A 15,463-nucleotide genomic window follows, 5' to 3' on the forward strand; every position below is an offset into this window, starting at 1 on the left:
GTGGAACGGGCAGCGGGGCGAGGTCGGGTGGGAACAGGAGCAGCGGGCCAGGTCGGCTGGGAACAGGAAAACGGGCCAGGGTGTCTGTCACCCTGACCCGCTTCGAAGTGTGTCGGACGGCTCCGGCGCGGCTCAGGCCTGCGCCGGCTCCGGGACCACGATGTTGACGGTCTTGCGGCCCCGCTTGGTGCCGAACTCGACCGCGCCCGCCGCGAGGGCGAACAGCGTGTCGTCGCCGCCACGGCCGACGTTCACGCCGGGGTGGAAGTGGGTGCCGCGCTGGCGAACCAGGATCTCGCCGGCCTTGACGACCTGGCCGCCGAAGCGCTTGACGCCGAGCCGCTGCGCGTTCGAATCGCGACCGTTACGGGAGCTGGACGCACCCTTCTTATGTGCCATAGCTGTTGAACTCCTCGTACCAGGGGGTGCGGGGACCCCGTAGTCGCTTACTTGATGCCGGTGACCTTCAGGACGGTCAGCTTCTGACGGTGGCCCTGACGCTTGTGGTAGCCGGTCTTGTTCTTGAACTTGTGGATGCGGATCTTCGGGCCCTTGGTCTGATCGACCACCTCGGCGGACACCGAAACCTTGGCCAGCGCGTCCTTGTCGGTGGTCAGCGTGGCGCCGTCGACGACCAACACCGGCTCCAGCGACACGGCCGTGCCCGGCTCACCCTCGAGCTTCTCGACCTTCACCAGGTCACCGACCGCGACCTTGTACTGCTTTCCGCCGGTCTTGACGATCGCGTACGTTGCCATCGGTCGGCTGCCCTCTTTCTCTACTAGTGCTCGGCACTTGGCTTCGCGCGGCGCGCCTGCCGGTTCACACCGGAAACCGCCGCAAGTGGTCTGGTAATACCGCCGCCTCGGCGCCTGGTGGCGCATGGCGTGCGCAGCAGACTGCTGCCACCGGGCAGCGACTGTCCAAGATTACAGGAGAGCCCGCTCGGGAACCAAACCGGCCCCGAAACGGCCGGTGCCCCGCCGAACTCGTCGACGGGGCACCGGAACGCGTACCGCTCAGTCGCTCTGTTCCGGCGCGCCCGCGGCCCGCCCGGCGGACCGGCGGCGGGGCCGCTGCCGCGGCGTCACCTCGGCGGGGGCCAGTTCGTCGAGCGAGAAGCTCGGGCCCTGCTCCCGATCGTCGCTGCCGAGCACGAACACCGCGCCCGAGCTGTCGGCGCTCGGGGCCGCGGCCGTGCGGGCCACGCGACGGCGTCCGCGCCGGGCGGTGTCGGCCGCCCGCTCGCCGGAGGCCGGGGTCTCGTGCGGGTCCTGCGTGGCGACGTGCGTGGCCGCGCGGGCCTCGGCCACCGCGGCGGCCACGGTCTGCTCGGCGTCGCGATGTCCGCCCGCGGATTCGGCCACGCCGTTGACGGCGGGCTCGCGACGCGCGCTTCCGGGCGCCGAGTCGACGTGTCCGGATTCGACCGCGGCCGAACGGGATTCGCGCTCCGACCGAGACGGCTCGGCCTCGGGGGCGACCCGGCCGGTCGGCTCGCTCGCGGAATCCGAACTCGCGGCGACGGTTTCGTCGCGACCCTCGGAATCCGTTGTCCGCGAGGCGTTCTCGACCGCCACCGCCTCCGCGCGGGACTCCCGGCGCAGGGCCCGGCGGGCCGCGCGGGCGGCGCGACCGCCCCGCCCGGTCGGGCGGATCTGCTCGGCGGCCGAATCTTCGTGTGCCGCACCGCCTTCCGAGACGACCTCGACGTCCCCGGCGAGCTGTTCGGCGACCGCGTCCGCGACCGCCTCGGCCGCCACCGCGGCGACCTCGGATTCGGCGGCGGCCGCGGCGGCCGCCTCCTCGGCCTGATGGGCGGCCATGGCCAGGGCGACCGGATGCGCGCGCTTGGCGGCGGCCTCCTCCTCGGTCAGCTCGGGCACCGGCTGCGGGGCGGGAGCGGCGGGCGCGACGACCGCCTTCTCCTTTTCCTTCTCCTTGCGGCGACGGCGACCCTCGCGACGGCCCGCGCCCTCCTCGGCGGGCGCGGTCTCGACGGGGTAGTTGTGCACGACGATGCCGCGGCCGTGGCAGTGCTCGCAGGTGGTCGAGAACGCCTCCACCAGGCCGGTGCCCAGCTTCTTGCGGGTCATCTGCACCAGACCCAGCGAGGTGACCTCGGAGACCTGGTGACGGGTGCGGTCGCGGCCCAGGCATTCGGTCAGCCTGCGCAGCACCAGATCCCGGTTGGACTCGAGCACCATATCGATGAAGTCGACCACGATCATGCCGCCGATATCGCGCAGCCGGAGCTGGCGCACGATCTCCTCGGCCGCCTCCAGGTTGTTGCGGGTGACCGTCTCCTCGAGGTTGCTGCCGCCCGCGCCGGTGAACTTGCCGGTGTTGACGTCGATGACGGTCATGGCCTCGGTGCGGTCGATGACCAGGGTGCCGCCCGAGGGCAGCCACACCTTGCGGTCGAGGGCCTTGGCCAGCTGCTCGTCGATGCGGAAGCTGCCGAAGACGTCGACGTTGCCGCCGTCGTAGCGCTCGATGCGGGTCAGCAGGTCCGGCGCGACCGTGCGGATGTAGTTCTCGACGGTCGTCCAGGCCCGTTCGCCCTCGATGACCAGCTTGGAGAAGTCCTCGTTGAACAGGTCACGGATGACCTTGACCAGCAGGTCGGGCTCCTCGTAGAGGGTCTTGGGGGCGTTCGAGCCGTTCTTGGACTGGTCCTCGATGGTCTTCCAGGTGGCCTGGAGGCGCTCGACGTCGCGGGCCAGCTCGGTCTCGCTCACGCCCTCCGACGCGGTGCGGATGATCACCCCGGCGTCCTGCGGGACGATGTCGCGCAGGATCTCCTTGAGGCGCTTGCGCTCGGTGTCGGGCAGCTTGCGGCTGATGCCGGTCGAGGTGCCGCCGGGCACGTAGACCAGGAAGCGGCCCGCGAGGCTGATCTGGGTGGTCAGGCGAGCGCCCTTGTGGCCCACCGGATCCTTGCTGACCTGCACGAGGACGGTGTCACCGGGCTTGAGCGCCTGCTCGATCTTGCGCTCCTTGCCGCCGAGCCCGGCGGCCTCCCAGTTGACCTCGCCCGCGTACAGCACGCCGTTGCGGCCGCGGCCGATGTCGACGAACGCGGCCTCCATGCTCGGCAGCACGTTCTGCACCTTGCCGAGGTAGACGTTGCCGACCATGGACGCCTGGCCGGTGCTGGTCACGAAGTGCTCGACGAGGATGTTGTCCTCGAGCACGGCGACCTGGATGGTGGCGCTCGGGTGCTCGGGGAAGGTCTTCTCGCGCACGACCATCACGCGGTCGACGGCCTCGCGGCGGGCCAGGAACTCCGATTCGGTCAGGATCGGCGGGCGGCGGCGACCGGCCTCGCGACCGTCGCGGCGGCGCTGACGCTTGGCCTCGAGCCGGGTGGAACCCGTGATGCCCTGCACCTCGTCGACGGCGCGGCGCTTGTTGCGCGGTTCGCGCTCGTGCACGACCGTGTTCGGCGGATCGTCGTCGGAGGAGGAGTCGGTGTCGCCGTCCTCACCGGCCTTGCGGCGGCGACGGCGACGGCGGCGACGGGTCGAGCCGTCGGGCAGCGACGAGTCGTCGCCGTCGTCGGAGTCGTCGGACTCCGAACGCTGCTCGGCGGATTCGTTGTCGGAGTCGGAGGAGTCCTCGGCCGTGCCCTGCTCGTCGGTGTCGTCGGAGTCGTTGTCGTCGGCGTCGGAGTGCTGCTCGCCCCGGCCGCGTCCGCGTCCCCGGCGGCCGCGGCGACGGCGACGGGACCGGTTGCCCTCGTCGCCGCGCTCGTCGGAGCCGTGCTCCTGATCGTCGTCCCAGTCCGAATCGGAGTCGGTGTCCTCGGCGGCCGGTTCGGCGGGCTTGTCCTGCTTCCGTTCCGGGGTTCGTGCCTCGGGGGCCTGCTCCTCGGCGCGCGGCGTGTCGTCCTCGACCTTGGCCTCGCGCTCGGCCCGCAGCCTGCGCCGGATCTCCTCGGCCCGGGTGGCGTCGGGCGGCAGGAACAGCGGGGCCGCGACGACCGCCGGGGGCTCGAACACGACGGGTTCGGGGGGCGCGGCCGGGGCGTGGAACGGGCTGGTGAACAGCGAGGACGTGCGGGAGGACTCGGATTGCCCTGCCGCCGGGCGGGATTCGGCCTCGGGCTGCGGGGCGCTCCGGGTGAACTCCGGCTGCGCACTCCGGGCCGGAGGTTCGGTCTGCTCCGCGCGCTCGGGAGCCGATTCGGGCCGGGCCTGGGCGAACGCGGGCTGCGCGGTCCGGGCGCGGGTCGACTCGGCCTGGGCGTTCTCGGCCTGGGTGCCCTCGGGCTGGGTGCTCTCGGCCTGCGCCTTCTCAGGCTGAGCATTCTCGGCCCGCGCCTTCTCGGGCTGAGCGCTCTCGGCCCGCGCCTTCTCGGGCTGAGCGCTCTCGGCCCGCGCCTTCTCGGGCTGAGCACTCTCGGCCCGCGCCTTCTCGGGCTGGGTGCTCTCAGGCTGCGCCTTCTCAGGCTGGGCCTTCTCAGACTGGGCGTTCTCAGGCTGCGCGCTCTCAGCCTGCGCGTTGTCGGGCCGGGCCTCCTCGACCTGGGCCTGCGCGGATTCGGCCCGCGCGCTCGGGCTTCCCGGGTCCTCGGCCGCGGGAGGCTCGGGGGACGCGGGCGGGGGGACCGCCGCGCTCTCGGACGGTGTGGTTTCTGTCTGCGTGGACTCGGCTTGCGGGGCACCGGTTTGCGCTGGGTCGGCCGGGCCGAGCGCATCGCGCACGGATTCGGCGACGGTACGGTCCAGGCTCGATTGCGGACTGCGCGCCTCGGCGCCCAGTTCGGTCAGGTGGGCCAGGATGCGCTTGCTCGTGGTGCCCAGCAGCTTCGCCAGCGCGTGGACCCGGATACGTTCGGGCAACTGCGCCGCCTCCCCTGCCCGTATCGCCTCGTTCGAAGCGTGTTCACCATTACTCTGCGACGTTTCCTGCGGCTCTTGATCGGCCACGAAATCTCCTCGGGCCCCCGGGCGCGTCCCATTCGAACGAGTGTGACGCGGCCGACGCGGGGGCACTGTCTTCGCCCCACGCCCCTGAGGGCGCGAGGTCAGTGGTCTCGCCCCGCGTAACCGGTTGTCGTTCGTCGGTCGGGCTAACTGGTCACGCGGCGCCTGGCTGTTGGCTTCAACACCTGATTCGAGCGCTCATCCAGCGTGCCGCCGAACAGCCGAGTCTTGGTAACCGTCCGGGGCAGCGATGATCGGCGTCGAACCGCGGTGCCATCGGATGCGTCCGTCGCCTGCCGCAAACGGCGGGCGTCGATCACTTCCAAGGCCAGTATCCCATATGTACGGGCGCGCGTTCGCCACCGACGCTCATCGGTGGTCCGGACGAGACTGTCGTTACTGGGAGAAATCCGGGAACCAGAGGGCGATCTCCCGCTTGGCGGACTCGGGCGAGTCGGAGCCGTGGACGAGGTTGAACTGGGTCTCGAGGGCGTAATCGCCGCGAATGCTGCCGGGCACGGCCTTCTCGACGGGATCGGTGCCGCCCGCGATCTGACGGAACGCGGCGACCGCGCGCGGACCCTCGAGCACGGCCGCGACGACCGGGCCGGAGGTGATGAACTCGATCAGCGAACCGTAGAACGGCTTCTCGGCGTGCTCGGCGTAGTGGGCCGCCGCGAGCTCCTGCGGCACCTGCTTCAACTCCAACGCCGCGAACCTCAGGCCCTTGCGCTCGATGCGGGTGATGATCTCACCAATCAGGTTCCGGGCGACCCCGTCCGGCTTGATGAGTACCAACGTCTGCTCAGTCACGCGCGCAACTCTAACCGTCGCACACGCCGGAAACCGAACCGGAACGCTCAGGTCTCCTTCTGGACTCGCTGACTCGGCAGCATGCCCTGGTCCATGCGGCGTTTGACGTCCGAGCGCAGCACGAGGATGAACGCCCACACCGCCACGAACACCACGCCGATCACCGCGATCGACGGGTGGATGAACCCGCCGAGCAGGACCAGCGCCTGCACACCCCAATTGAGCCCCATCGCCCACGGCCGCCGCTGCATCCCGGCCCCGACGATCATGAGCGCGGCGACGCCGACCAGATACAGCACCGACCACCAGCTCAACCCGCCGCCGACCGCGCCGACGACCGGCAGCGCGAGCAGCACGGTGATGGCCTCGAGCACCAGCGCCCCGGCCATCACCCCACGCAGGCCCTTCCAGGGATCGGTGGCCGGGGGCGGAACGGGCTGTGCGCTCATGCGGGGTCCTTTCCGAACAGCGAGCGCGCCGCGCCCGCGGTCACGACCGATCCGGTGATGACGATGCCCGCCCCGGACACCGGCTCCCCGGTGTCGCCCGCCTCCTCGGCGATGGCGATGGCCGTCTCGACGGCGTCGGGCAGGGTCGCGGCCGTGACGACGCGTTCGTCGCCGAACCGCTGCACGGCCAGATTCGCGAGATCGTCGACGTCCATGGCCCGCGGCGAACCGTTGGTGGTCACCACGATCTCCTCGAACACCGGCTCGAGCGCCTCGAGGATCCCCGCCACATCCTTGTCGCCGAGCACCGCGACCACCCCGACCAGCTTGCGGAAGTCGAATTCGTCGGCGAGCGTGGCGGCCAGCGCCCGCGCCCCGGCCGGGTTGTGCGCGGCGTCGATGAAGATCGTCGGCGCGCTGCGCATCCGTTCCATCCGGCCGGGGCTGATAGCGTTCGCGAATCCGGCGCGCACGGCGTCGATGTCGAGCTGCTTCTGGGCGCCCGCCCCGAAGAACGCCTCCACCGCGGCCAGCGCGAGCGCGGCGTTCTGGGCCTGATGCTCGCCGTGCAGCGGCAGGAAGATCTCGTCGTAGACCCCGCCCAGCCCCTGGATCTCGAGCACCTGCCCGCCGACCGCGATCCGCCGCGACACCAGCCGGAACTCCGAATTCGCCCGCGCCACAGCCGAATCCGTCTCGACCGCGCGGCGCAGCAGCACCTCCATCGCCTCGGGCTCCTGCTGCCCGATGATCGCGACCGTGTCGCGGGGCACGAGCGCGTCGGCGGGGGCCTTCTTGATGATGCCCGCCTTCTCCCCCGCGATCGAGGTGAGATCGGGGCCGAGATAGTCGGTGTGGTCCAGCCCGATCGGCGTGATGACCGCGACCTGACCATCGATCACATTGGTCGCGTCCCAGGTCCCGCCGAGTCCGGTCTCGACCACCGCCACGTCCACGGGCGCCTCGGCGAAGGCCGCGTACGCCATGCCGGTGAGCACCTCGAACTTGCTCATCCGCGGCCCGCCCGCGGCCTCGGACTGCTGGTCGATCATCTCGATGTAGGGCAGCAGTTCGCGGTAGACCTCCACGTACCGGCCGGGCGCGATGGGCGCGTTGTCGATCGCGATGCGCTCGGTGGCCAGTTGCAGATGCGGGCTGGTGACGCGACCCGTGCGCCGGTGCAGGGCGGTCAGCAGCGCGTCGATCATGCGGGCGACCGAGGTCTTGCCGTTGGTTCCGGCGATGTGGATGGCCGGGTAGCCCTGTTGCGGGGAACCCAGCACATCCATCAGCGCGGCGATGCGGGCCAGCGACGGTTCGATCCTGGTCTCCGGCCAGCGCCGGTCGAGTTCGGCCTCGACCAGCGCCATCTCGGCGAGTTCGACCGGCGACGGCCCGGAGTGCAACCGTTCGGCGCTGCCGTGCTGCGGCTCCTCGCTCACTGCTTGTCCGCCATCCGCGCGATCTCCTCGAGCCGGGCGCCGATGCGTTCGACCTCGGATTCGGCGACCTGTTTACGGGTGCGGATCTTGGCCACCACGTCGTCGGGCGCCTTGGCGAGGAACGCCTCGTTGCCGAGTTTGGCCGTGGTGCCGGCCAATTCCTTCCGCGCGGCGGCGAGATCCTTCTCGAGGCGGCGGCGTTCGGCGTCGAGGTCGACCGCGCCCGAGGTGTCGAGCGCCACGGTGACGGTCCGCTCGGACAGCCGCACCTCCACCGAGGCGGTCGCCGAGAAGTCGGGACCGGGTTCGGTCAGCCGGGCCAGGCTCGCGATCTCCGCGGACAGCCCGGACAGGTCGGCGGCCTCGATGCCGATCAGTTTGGCGGCCACCTTCTGCTTGTCGGTGAGGCCCTGATCGCTGCGGAAGCGGCGGATCTCGGTGATGAGCCGCTGCGCGTCGGCGATGCGGCGGGCCGCGGTGGCGTCGGCGGGCACCCCGCTCGCCTGCGGCCACGCCGAGACGACGATCGACTCGCCGCCGGTGAGCGCCAGCCACAGCGATTCGGTGACGAACGGGATCACCGGATGCAGCAGGCGCAGCACCGAATCCAGCACGCTGCCCAGCACCCGGCGGGTGCGCTCGGCGCGCGCCTCGGACTCGGCGAACTGCACCTTCGCCAATTCCAGGTACCAGTCGCACAATTCGTCCCAGGCGAAGTGGTACAGCGCCTCGCACGCCTTGCCGAATTCGTACCGGTCGAAGGCCGCGTCCACCTCGCCGCGCACCTCGTCGAGGCGGTCGAGGATCCAGCGGTCGGCGTCGGTGAGTTCCGCGCGGTCGCCGACCGCACCGGGTTCCGCGCCGTTGAGCAGGGCGAATTTGGTGGCGTTGAACAGCTTGGTGACGAAGTTGCGCGACGCCTGCACGTGCGACGGGCCCACCGACAGGTCACCGCCGGGCTGCGCGCCGCGGGCGAGCGTGAAACGCGTTGCGTCCGCGCCGAATTCGTCGATCCAGTCCAGCGGGTCGATGCCGTTGCCGCGCGATTTGGACATCTTGCGGCCGTGCTCGTCGCGAATCAGCCCGTGCAGGAACACATCCCGGAACGGCACCTGCTTCTGCCCGGCGGGCTTGCCCGCGGTCAGCGCGGTGTCCTCGGCGACGAACGTGCCGAACATCATCATCCGCGCCACCCAGAAGAACAGGATGTCGTAGCCGGTGACGAGCACGCTGGTCGGATAGAACTTGGACAGTTCGGTGGTGGAGTCGGGCCAGCCCATGGTCGAGAACGGCCACAGCCCCGAGGAGAACCAGGTGTCGAGCACGTCCGGGTCCTGCACATACCCCTCGGGCGCCCGCTCGTCGGGTCCGACGCAGACGACCTCGCCCTCCGGCCCGTACCAGATCGGGATGCGATGGCCCCACCACAGCTGCCGCGAGATGCACCAGTCGTGCATGTTGTCGACCCAGGCGAACCAGCGCGGTTCCAGGCTCGGCGGGTGAATCACGGTGTCGCCGTTGCGGACCGCGTCGCCCGCGGCCCGGGCCAGCGCGTCGACCTTGACCCACCACTGCATCGACAGCCGCGGCTCGATCGGTTCGCCGCTGCGCTCGGAGTGGCCGACGCTGTGCACGTAGGGCCGCTTCTCGGCGACCACGCGGCCCTCGGCGGCCAGGCGCTCGCGCACCTTGACCCGCGCCTCGAACCGGTCCATGCCGTCGAATTCGGTTCCGGTGCCTGTGATCCGGCCGCTCTCGTCCATGATCGTCGGCATCGGCAGGCCGTGGCGCAGGCCGAGTTCGAAGTCGTTGGGGTCGTGCGCGGGGGTGATCTTGACCGCGCCGGTGCCGAATTCGGGGTCGACGTAGTCGTCGGCGACGATCGGGATCTGACGCCCGGTGATCGGGTGATAGAGGGTGGTGCCGATCAGATCCTTGTACCGGGGATCGTCGGGATGCACGGCGACCGCGGTATCGCCGAGCATGGTCTCCACGCGGGTGGTGGCGACGATCACGTGCGGTTCGTCGTCGTTCAGCGAGCCGTAGCGCAGCGAGACGAGTTCGCCCTCGACGTCCTTGTAGTCGACCTCGAGATCGGAGATGCCGGTCTTCAGCACCGGCGACCAGTTCACCAGGCGTTCGGCGCGGTAGATGAGCCCGGCCTCGTAGAGCCGTTTGAAGATGGTCTGCACCGCGCGGGACAGGCCGTCGTCCATGGTGAAGCGGTCGCGACTCCAGTCCACGCCGTCGCCGAGGCGACGCATCTGGCCCTGGATCTGGCCGCCGGACTCGCGCTTCCAGTCCCAGACCTTCTCGATGAACAGCTCGCGGCCGAAGTCCTCCTTGGTCTTGCCGTCGACGGCGAGCTGCTTCTCCACGACGGTCTGGGTGGCGATGCCCGCGTGGTCCATGCCGGGCAGCCACAGCACCTCGTAGCCCTGCATGCGCTTGCGGCGGGTGAGGCTGTCCATGAGGGTGTGGTCGAGCGCGTGGCCCATGTGCAGGCTGCCGGTCACATTGGGCGGGGGCAGCACGATCGAGTAGGGCGGCTTGTCGCTGGTCGCGTCGGCCGCGAAGTAACCAGCGGCTACCCAGCGCTCGTACAGCTGGCCCTCTACCTCGCCGGGGTTCCAGCTCTTGGGGAGGGCATCGGCACGATTACGTGAGTTCTCAGGGGCTGTGCTGGTCACCGTGCGATTCTAAGGAAGAGGGGGTGAGGACCCGAAGAGCGGGGTTTTCGGCGGATGAGGGACACCGAAAACCCCGCTCACATGTTCAGGTTACCGCCGATCCGCGCGCGGCCGAAGAATCCATATGGAATTCTCAGGTTTTGCCCGAATCCGTTGTCTGGGTGAGTGTTTGCACGCGGTTGTCGTTGGGACCGGCCACAACCGATCACGGTACGAGGATGTGCTGGGCGGCCGGAAGCGCGCGGAACGTAGCGGGCAGCCGCCCCGCCGGTTCGCCGTCGGCGGTCGCGGGCGCTCCCGGCGCGCGCAGCGTCACCGCCGCCGCCCGGTACTGCCGCAGTGCGGGATGATCCACCCTTTTCCCCGCCGACAGCGCCGGGAGCAGCCGCATCATCTCCAGCCGCGACATCGCCCCGATCACGCTCACCTCGAGCAGCCCGTCGTCGATCACCGCGTCCGGGCAGATCATCATTCCCCCGCCGTAACTGTGCGTATTGCCCACCGCCACCATGATCGCGTCGGTCTCCACGACCTCCGATTGCCCTGTGGCCCCGGCCAATTCGATGCGATAGGGCACCGCGAGGCCACCGGCGAGTTCGGCGACCGCCGCCAGGGTGTACCGCAGCGGGCCCTTCGGGTACCGCATCCTGTTGGCGCGCAAGGTGACTCGCGCGTCGAAGCCCGTGCCCGCGACCGTGGCGAAGCGTAGCGGTTCGGGGAGGGGGTCCCCGCCGAATTCCGGCTCGCGCGCCTCCCCCGGCCCGGTTCCGAGGGGCGGTCGGGTTTCGGGCCGCGGGCCGGGCTCGATCAGGCCGAGGTCGATGGGGCGGGTGCGGCCCGCGGCGATGATGTCGGCCGCGGCGATCGGGTCGTGGTCGGGGATGGCGAGTTCGCGGGCGAGATCGTTGCCGGTGCCGCCGGGGATCAGGCCGAGGGGGACCTCGTTGTCCGCGAGGGCTTGCAAGGTGATGCAGATCAGGCCGTCGCCGCCCGCGCAGGCCACGGCGTCGGGCGGGTCGTCGCCGGTGAGGGCGGCGCGGATGAGGGAGGTGGATTCCGCCGCGGTGGCGCCGCGGACCTCGGTGACCCGGATGCCGCGCTCGGTGAGGCGGGCGCGCGCCGGGGCGGCGGCGGTGAGGCCCTTGCCGTGGCCGGACAGGGGGTTGGTCACCAGCAGGACCGATCGCACGCTCACGGGATCAGCTTCCCAGGGTTGAGGATTCCGACGGGGTCGATCGCCTGTTTCACCGCGCGCAGCACGCGGACGCCGATCTCGCCGATCTCCGCGCCGAGCCAGGGACGGTGGTCCGCCCCGACGGCGTGGTGGTGGGTGATCGTGCCGCCGCCGGCGAGGATGGCCTCGCTCGCGGCGCGTTTGGCGCGCAGCCACTGGTCGAGGGGATCGTCGGCCTGCTTGGCGACGACGGTGAAGTACAGCGAGGCGCCGGTGGGATAGGTGTGCGAGATGTGGCACATCACCAGCGCGGGTGTGCCCTGGGCCGTGAGGCTTTCGGTGAGCGCGGTGGTGACCGCCGCCTTGAGCGCGCTCAGATTCGACCAGTTCGTCGCGGTTTCCAGTGTCTCGCACAGGATTCCGACGTCGAGCAGCGCGTCGCGCAGATACGGGGCGCGGAACCGGCCGTGTTCCCAGTCGCGGGCGGGCTGCTCGCCCAGCGCGGTGCCCCCGGCGGCGGCCAGCAGATCGCCCGCCTCCGCGGCGCGCGCCCGCACGTGCGCCGCGGTGCCCTCGAAGGTGGTGACGGCCAGGCATCCGGTGACGGGCGCGCCGCCGATGTCACCGGCGCGGGCCAGGTTGAGTCCGGTTTCGGCCTCGTCGGACAGGCGCAGCACGGTCGGGGCGGCGCCGGTCTGCACCACGGTCCGGAGCGCGTCCGCACCGGTGGCGAAGTCCGGGAACGACCACGCTTGGTAGGCAACGGTTTCCGGGATCGGATGCACGCGCAGTGTCACCTCCGTGACGATGCCGAGCGTGCCCTCCGATCCGGCGAACAGCTCGCGCAGATCCGGTCCGGCGGCCGAGGCCGGGGCGCGGCCGAGTTCGACCGTGCCGCTCGGGGTGGCCACGCGCAGCCGCTGGATCATGTCGTCGAAGCGGCCGTAGCCCGCCGACGCCTGCCCCGACGAGCGGGTGGCCGCGAACCCGCCGATGCTGGCGAATTCGAAACTCTGCGGGAAGTGGCCCAGCGACAGCCCGTGCGCGCCCAGCAGCGCCTCGGCCCGCGGACCCGTGAGCCCCGCGCCGAGCGTGGCGGTGTGGCTGACCGGATCGACCTCGACGAGCGTGTCCAACCGCCGCAGATCCACCGCGACGACCGCCTCGAATTCGCCGCGCGCCGGATCGACGCCGCCGACCACGCTGGTACCACCGCCGAAGGGCACCACCGCGATTCGCGCGGCGGCGCAGCGGGCCAGCACGGCCAGCACCTCGTCGTGATCGGCGGGGAAGACGACGGCGTCGGGGGCGTCCTGCGGACCGTCCGCGCGGCGGCGCAACAGATCGAGAGTGCTCTTGCCGCCCGCGTGCAACAGCCGGTCCCGGTGGTCGATCGACACACGGTCCGCACCGACCACCGAGGACAGCTCCGCCAGCCGCTCCGCCGTCAACGCGGAGTCGCGGAGCGGCACGTCGCCCTCATCGCGACGGGCCACCGGCTCACCGGACACCCCGAACACCTGCGCCAGCAACGCGCGGATCTGCTCCGGCAGCGGCGCATGTCCGGACGGAATGCCCCAGGCGTTCCACACCATACTCGGAGGTTCGGGCGACTCGCCCGGTATCGGATGGGAAGAACCCGGCGCATTCGTCTCCGTCATGCGTTACAGTCTGACATAGAATGTCAAGCAGTAACGGGAGGTGCGCGATGACCGCGAGTGAACCGCCGGAGGATCTGTCCGCCACGGACGTGGCGATTCTCGACGCGGCCCGCGCCTGCGTGGCCGAATTCGGCGTGCGCAGAACGACTCTCACGGAGGTCGCGCGCCGCGCGGGCGTGAGCCGTCCGACGGTCTACCGTCGCTGGCCCGACACCGGGGTCCTGATCGCGGACCTGCTCGTGCGGGAGATGCGGAGCATCGTCGGCCGCACCATCCCCGTCACGGGCCCCGCCCGCACCCGCCTGGTCGACGGCGTGGTCCGCGGCGCGGGCGCGCTGCGCTCGAACCCGTTGTTCGCCAAGATCTTCCGCACCGACACCGACCTGATGCTCACCTACGTCTTCGGCCGCCTGGGCCGCAACCAACGCGAACTGATCCTGCTGTTCGCCGCCCTCATCCGAGAGGGCCACCGCGACGGCAGCATCCGCCCCGGCGACCCCGACCAGATGGCCACCATGCTCCTCCTCATAGCCCAGTCGGCCGTCCAATCCGCCACCACCGTCGCCCCCTTCCTCGACGCCCCCACCCTCGACACCGAACTCACCCACGCCCTCGACGGCTACCTCCACCCCACGTAAACGACCCCAGCCGCACCCTTTGTTCGAATCCGCACCCCTTACAGGGCCTTACAACGGGTGCGGATCCGAATAAAGGGTGCGGCTGGGGTTGGTGGGCGGGTAATCGTCGGGATTTGGATGGGAGTGGTCATGGATGCGGTGTTGAATGGCGAGCGGCGGGGGCGGGAGTTGCGGGGGTTAGGGGACGGGGGGGTTGTGGATGTGCTCGTGGTGGGGGGTGGGGTTACCGGGGTGGGGGTGGCGTTGGACGCTGCTGCGCGGGGGTTGCGGACCGTACTGGTGGAGCGGCGGGATTTGGGGTTCGGGACCAGTCGGTGGAGTTCGAAGCTGGTGCACGGGGGGTTGCGGTATCTGGCGAGTGGTGGGGTGGGGATCGCTCGGGAGAGCGCGATCGAGCGGGATGTGTTGTTGACGCGGACGGCGCCGCATTTGACGCGGTCGATTCCGCAGGTGGTGCCGTTGTTGCCGAATGTCGGTGGGGCGCAGCGGGTTCTGGTGCGGGCGGGGTTCGCGGCGGGGGATGTGTTGCGGCGCAGCGCGGGGACGTCGGCGGGGGTGTTGCCGCGGTCGCGGCGGGTGGCGGCGGCGGAGGCGGTGCGGATGGCGCCGACTCTGCGGCGAGCGGGGTTGCGGGGCGGATTGGTGGCGTGGGACGGGCAGCTCACCGACGACGCGCGGTTGGTGGTGGCGATCGGGCGGACGGCGGCGGCGCACGGGGCGAGCGTGCTCACCCGGGTGGAGGCGACCCGGGTGACCGAGAATTCGGCGGTGTTGCGGGACACGGTGTCCGGGGAGACCCTCGAGGTCCGCGCCCGGATCGTGATCAACGCCGCGGGGGTGTGGGCGGATCAGGTGGATCCACGAATCTCGTTGCGGCCCAGCCGCGGAACGCATCTGGTCTTCGACGCGGCGGCGTTCGGCGGGCTGTCGGCCTCGCTGACCGTCCCGATTCCCGGCAGCACCAGCCGTTTCGTATTCGCCTTCCCCGCCGCGCACGGGCGGGTCTACCTGGGCCTGACCGACGAGGACGCGCCGGGCCCGGTGCCCGACGAACCCGAACCGACCGACGCCGAGATCGATTTCCTGCTCGACACCGTCAACACGGTCCTCCGAGAACCTTTGCGCCGCAGCGATATCCGCGGCCGCTTCGCGGGCCTGCGCCCGCTGCTGCGCACCGCCGACGACAGCACCGCCGACATCTCCCGCGAACACGCCGTCCTGCGCGCCCCGGGCGCACCCGTCACCATCGTCGGCGGCAAACTCACCACCTACCGCCGGATGGCCGAGGACGCCGTGGACGCCGCCGTCGCCCAGGCCCGCCTGACCGCAGGCCCCTGCCGCACCGCGCGAATCCCGTTGGTGGGGGCGGTATCCGGGGCGGCCCGGGACCGCGTGCCCGCCCCACCGCTGCTCGTGGAGCGCTACGGCAGCGAGGCCACGATCGTCATGGACCTCGCCCGCCGCGATCCCGCCCTTGCCGAACCCGTCGCCCCCGGCCTCGACGTCCTCCGCGCCGAATTCGCCTACGCCGTCTCGCACGAGCTCGCCCTCGACCCCGCCGACCTCCTCGACCGCCGCACCCGCCTGGGCCTCGTCGCCGAGGACCGAGCCGCCGCCCTCCCCGCCGCGGAAGCCGCGCTCGCCGAGGCCCACTGACCCGCGTCC

General features: G+C 71.0%; 11 protein-coding genes. 2 read left to right on the plus strand and 9 right to left on the minus strand.

Annotated features, from left to right (window positions below):
- Nucleotides 1-132 precede the first annotated feature (132 nt).
- From rpmA to ACFYTQ_RS27575, 9 genes are all read right to left on the minus strand, one after another.
- A complete protein-coding gene (gene rpmA / locus ACFYTQ_RS27535) occupies nucleotides 133-399 on the minus strand; it encodes a 50S ribosomal protein L27 (RefSeq protein WP_387367061.1) in 267 nt (88 codons plus the stop codon).
- Between the two features lie 47 nt (nucleotides 400-446).
- Nucleotides 447-758: a 50S ribosomal protein L21 gene (gene rplU, locus ACFYTQ_RS27540; RefSeq protein WP_067593338.1), complete on the minus strand. Its 312-nt coding sequence runs from the start codon at nucleotides 756-758 to the stop codon at nucleotides 447-449.
- Between the two features lie 261 nt (nucleotides 759-1,019).
- Entirely contained in the window at nucleotides 1,020-4,847 is a 3,828-nt protein-coding gene (locus tag ACFYTQ_RS27545; RefSeq protein ID WP_387367066.1) for a translation initiation factor IF-2 N-terminal domain-containing protein, read from the minus strand.
- Between the two features lie 480 nt (nucleotides 4,848-5,327).
- Complete coding sequence (ndk, locus tag ACFYTQ_RS27550) at nucleotides 5,328-5,744, minus strand: nucleoside-diphosphate kinase (RefSeq protein ID WP_387367069.1); 417 nt, start codon at nucleotides 5,742-5,744, stop codon at nucleotides 5,328-5,330.
- 47 nt (nucleotides 5,745-5,791) lie between these two features.
- Nucleotides 5,792-6,193: a DUF4233 domain-containing protein gene (locus ACFYTQ_RS27555; protein ID WP_387367072.1), complete on the minus strand. Its 402-nt coding sequence runs from the start codon at nucleotides 6,191-6,193 to the stop codon at nucleotides 5,792-5,794.
- Entirely contained in the window at nucleotides 6,190-7,563 is a 1,374-nt protein-coding gene (locus ACFYTQ_RS27560; RefSeq protein ID WP_387367523.1) for a bifunctional folylpolyglutamate synthase/dihydrofolate synthase, read from the minus strand. The genes ACFYTQ_RS27555 and ACFYTQ_RS27560 overlap by 4 nt, the downstream gene beginning before the upstream one ends.
- 68 nt (nucleotides 7,564-7,631) lie before the next feature.
- Nucleotides 7,632-10,325 (minus strand): valine--tRNA ligase, encoded by a 2,694-nt coding sequence (locus ACFYTQ_RS27565; RefSeq protein ID WP_387367075.1) that lies wholly within the window; start codon nucleotides 10,323-10,325, stop codon nucleotides 7,632-7,634.
- Nucleotides 10,326-10,530: 205 nt separating this feature from the next.
- A complete protein-coding gene (locus tag ACFYTQ_RS27570) occupies nucleotides 10,531-11,520 on the minus strand; it encodes a diacylglycerol kinase family protein (protein WP_387367078.1) in 990 nt (329 codons plus the stop codon).
- On the minus strand, nucleotides 11,517-13,094 hold the full coding sequence (locus ACFYTQ_RS27575; RefSeq protein WP_387367526.1) for an FAD-binding oxidoreductase: 1,578 nt from the start codon (nucleotides 13,092-13,094) through the stop codon (nucleotides 11,517-11,519). Before ACFYTQ_RS27575 ends, ACFYTQ_RS27570 begins: the two co-directional genes overlap by 4 nt.
- Before the next feature lie 113 nt (nucleotides 13,095-13,207).
- Here ACFYTQ_RS27575 and ACFYTQ_RS27580 point away from each other — a divergent pair, with 113 nt between their 5' ends.
- Together ACFYTQ_RS27580 and ACFYTQ_RS27585 are read left to right on the plus strand one after the other, a co-directional pair.
- The gene (locus tag ACFYTQ_RS27580) at nucleotides 13,208-13,798 is read left to right on the plus strand and encodes a TetR/AcrR family transcriptional regulator (protein WP_387367081.1); all 591 of its coding nucleotides are present in this window, start codon (nucleotides 13,208-13,210) and stop codon (nucleotides 13,796-13,798) included.
- A 129-nt stretch (nucleotides 13,799-13,927) separates the two neighbouring features.
- Nucleotides 13,928-15,454 (plus strand): glycerol-3-phosphate dehydrogenase/oxidase, encoded by a 1,527-nt coding sequence (locus ACFYTQ_RS27585; protein WP_387367084.1) that lies wholly within the window; start codon nucleotides 13,928-13,930, stop codon nucleotides 15,452-15,454.
- Nucleotides 15,455-15,463: the final 9 nt, after the last annotated feature.

Source organism: Nocardia sp. NPDC004068 (genome assembly GCF_042874315.1).
Taxonomy (GTDB): domain Bacteria; phylum Actinomycetota; class Actinomycetes; order Mycobacteriales; family Mycobacteriaceae; genus Nocardia.

Bases quoted from the DNA above. Each gene is read 5' to 3' on its own strand.
- ACFYTQ_RS27555 (WP_387367072.1), bottom strand. From the start codon at position 6,193: ATGAGCGCACAGCCCGTTCCGCCCCCGGCCACCGATCCCTGGAAGGGC.
- rpmA (WP_387367061.1), bottom strand. From the start codon at position 399: ATGGCACATAAGAAGGGTGCGTCCAGCTCCCGTAACGGTCGCGATTCG.
- rplU (WP_067593338.1), bottom strand. From the start codon at position 758: ATGGCAACGTACGCGATCGTCAAGACCGGCGGAAAGCAGTACAAGGTC.
- ACFYTQ_RS27575 (WP_387367526.1), bottom strand. From the start codon at position 13,094: ATGGTGTGGAACGCCTGGGGCATTCCGTCCGGACATGCGCCGCTGCCG.
- ACFYTQ_RS27580 (WP_387367081.1), top strand. From the start codon at position 13,208: ATGACCGCGAGTGAACCGCCGGAGGATCTGTCCGCCACGGACGTGGCG.
- ACFYTQ_RS27560 (WP_387367523.1), bottom strand. From the start codon at position 7,563: ATGGCGCTGGTCGAGGCCGAACTCGACCGGCGCTGGCCGGAGACCAGG.
- ACFYTQ_RS27585 (WP_387367084.1), top strand. From the start codon at position 13,928: ATGGATGCGGTGTTGAATGGCGAGCGGCGGGGGCGGGAGTTGCGGGGG.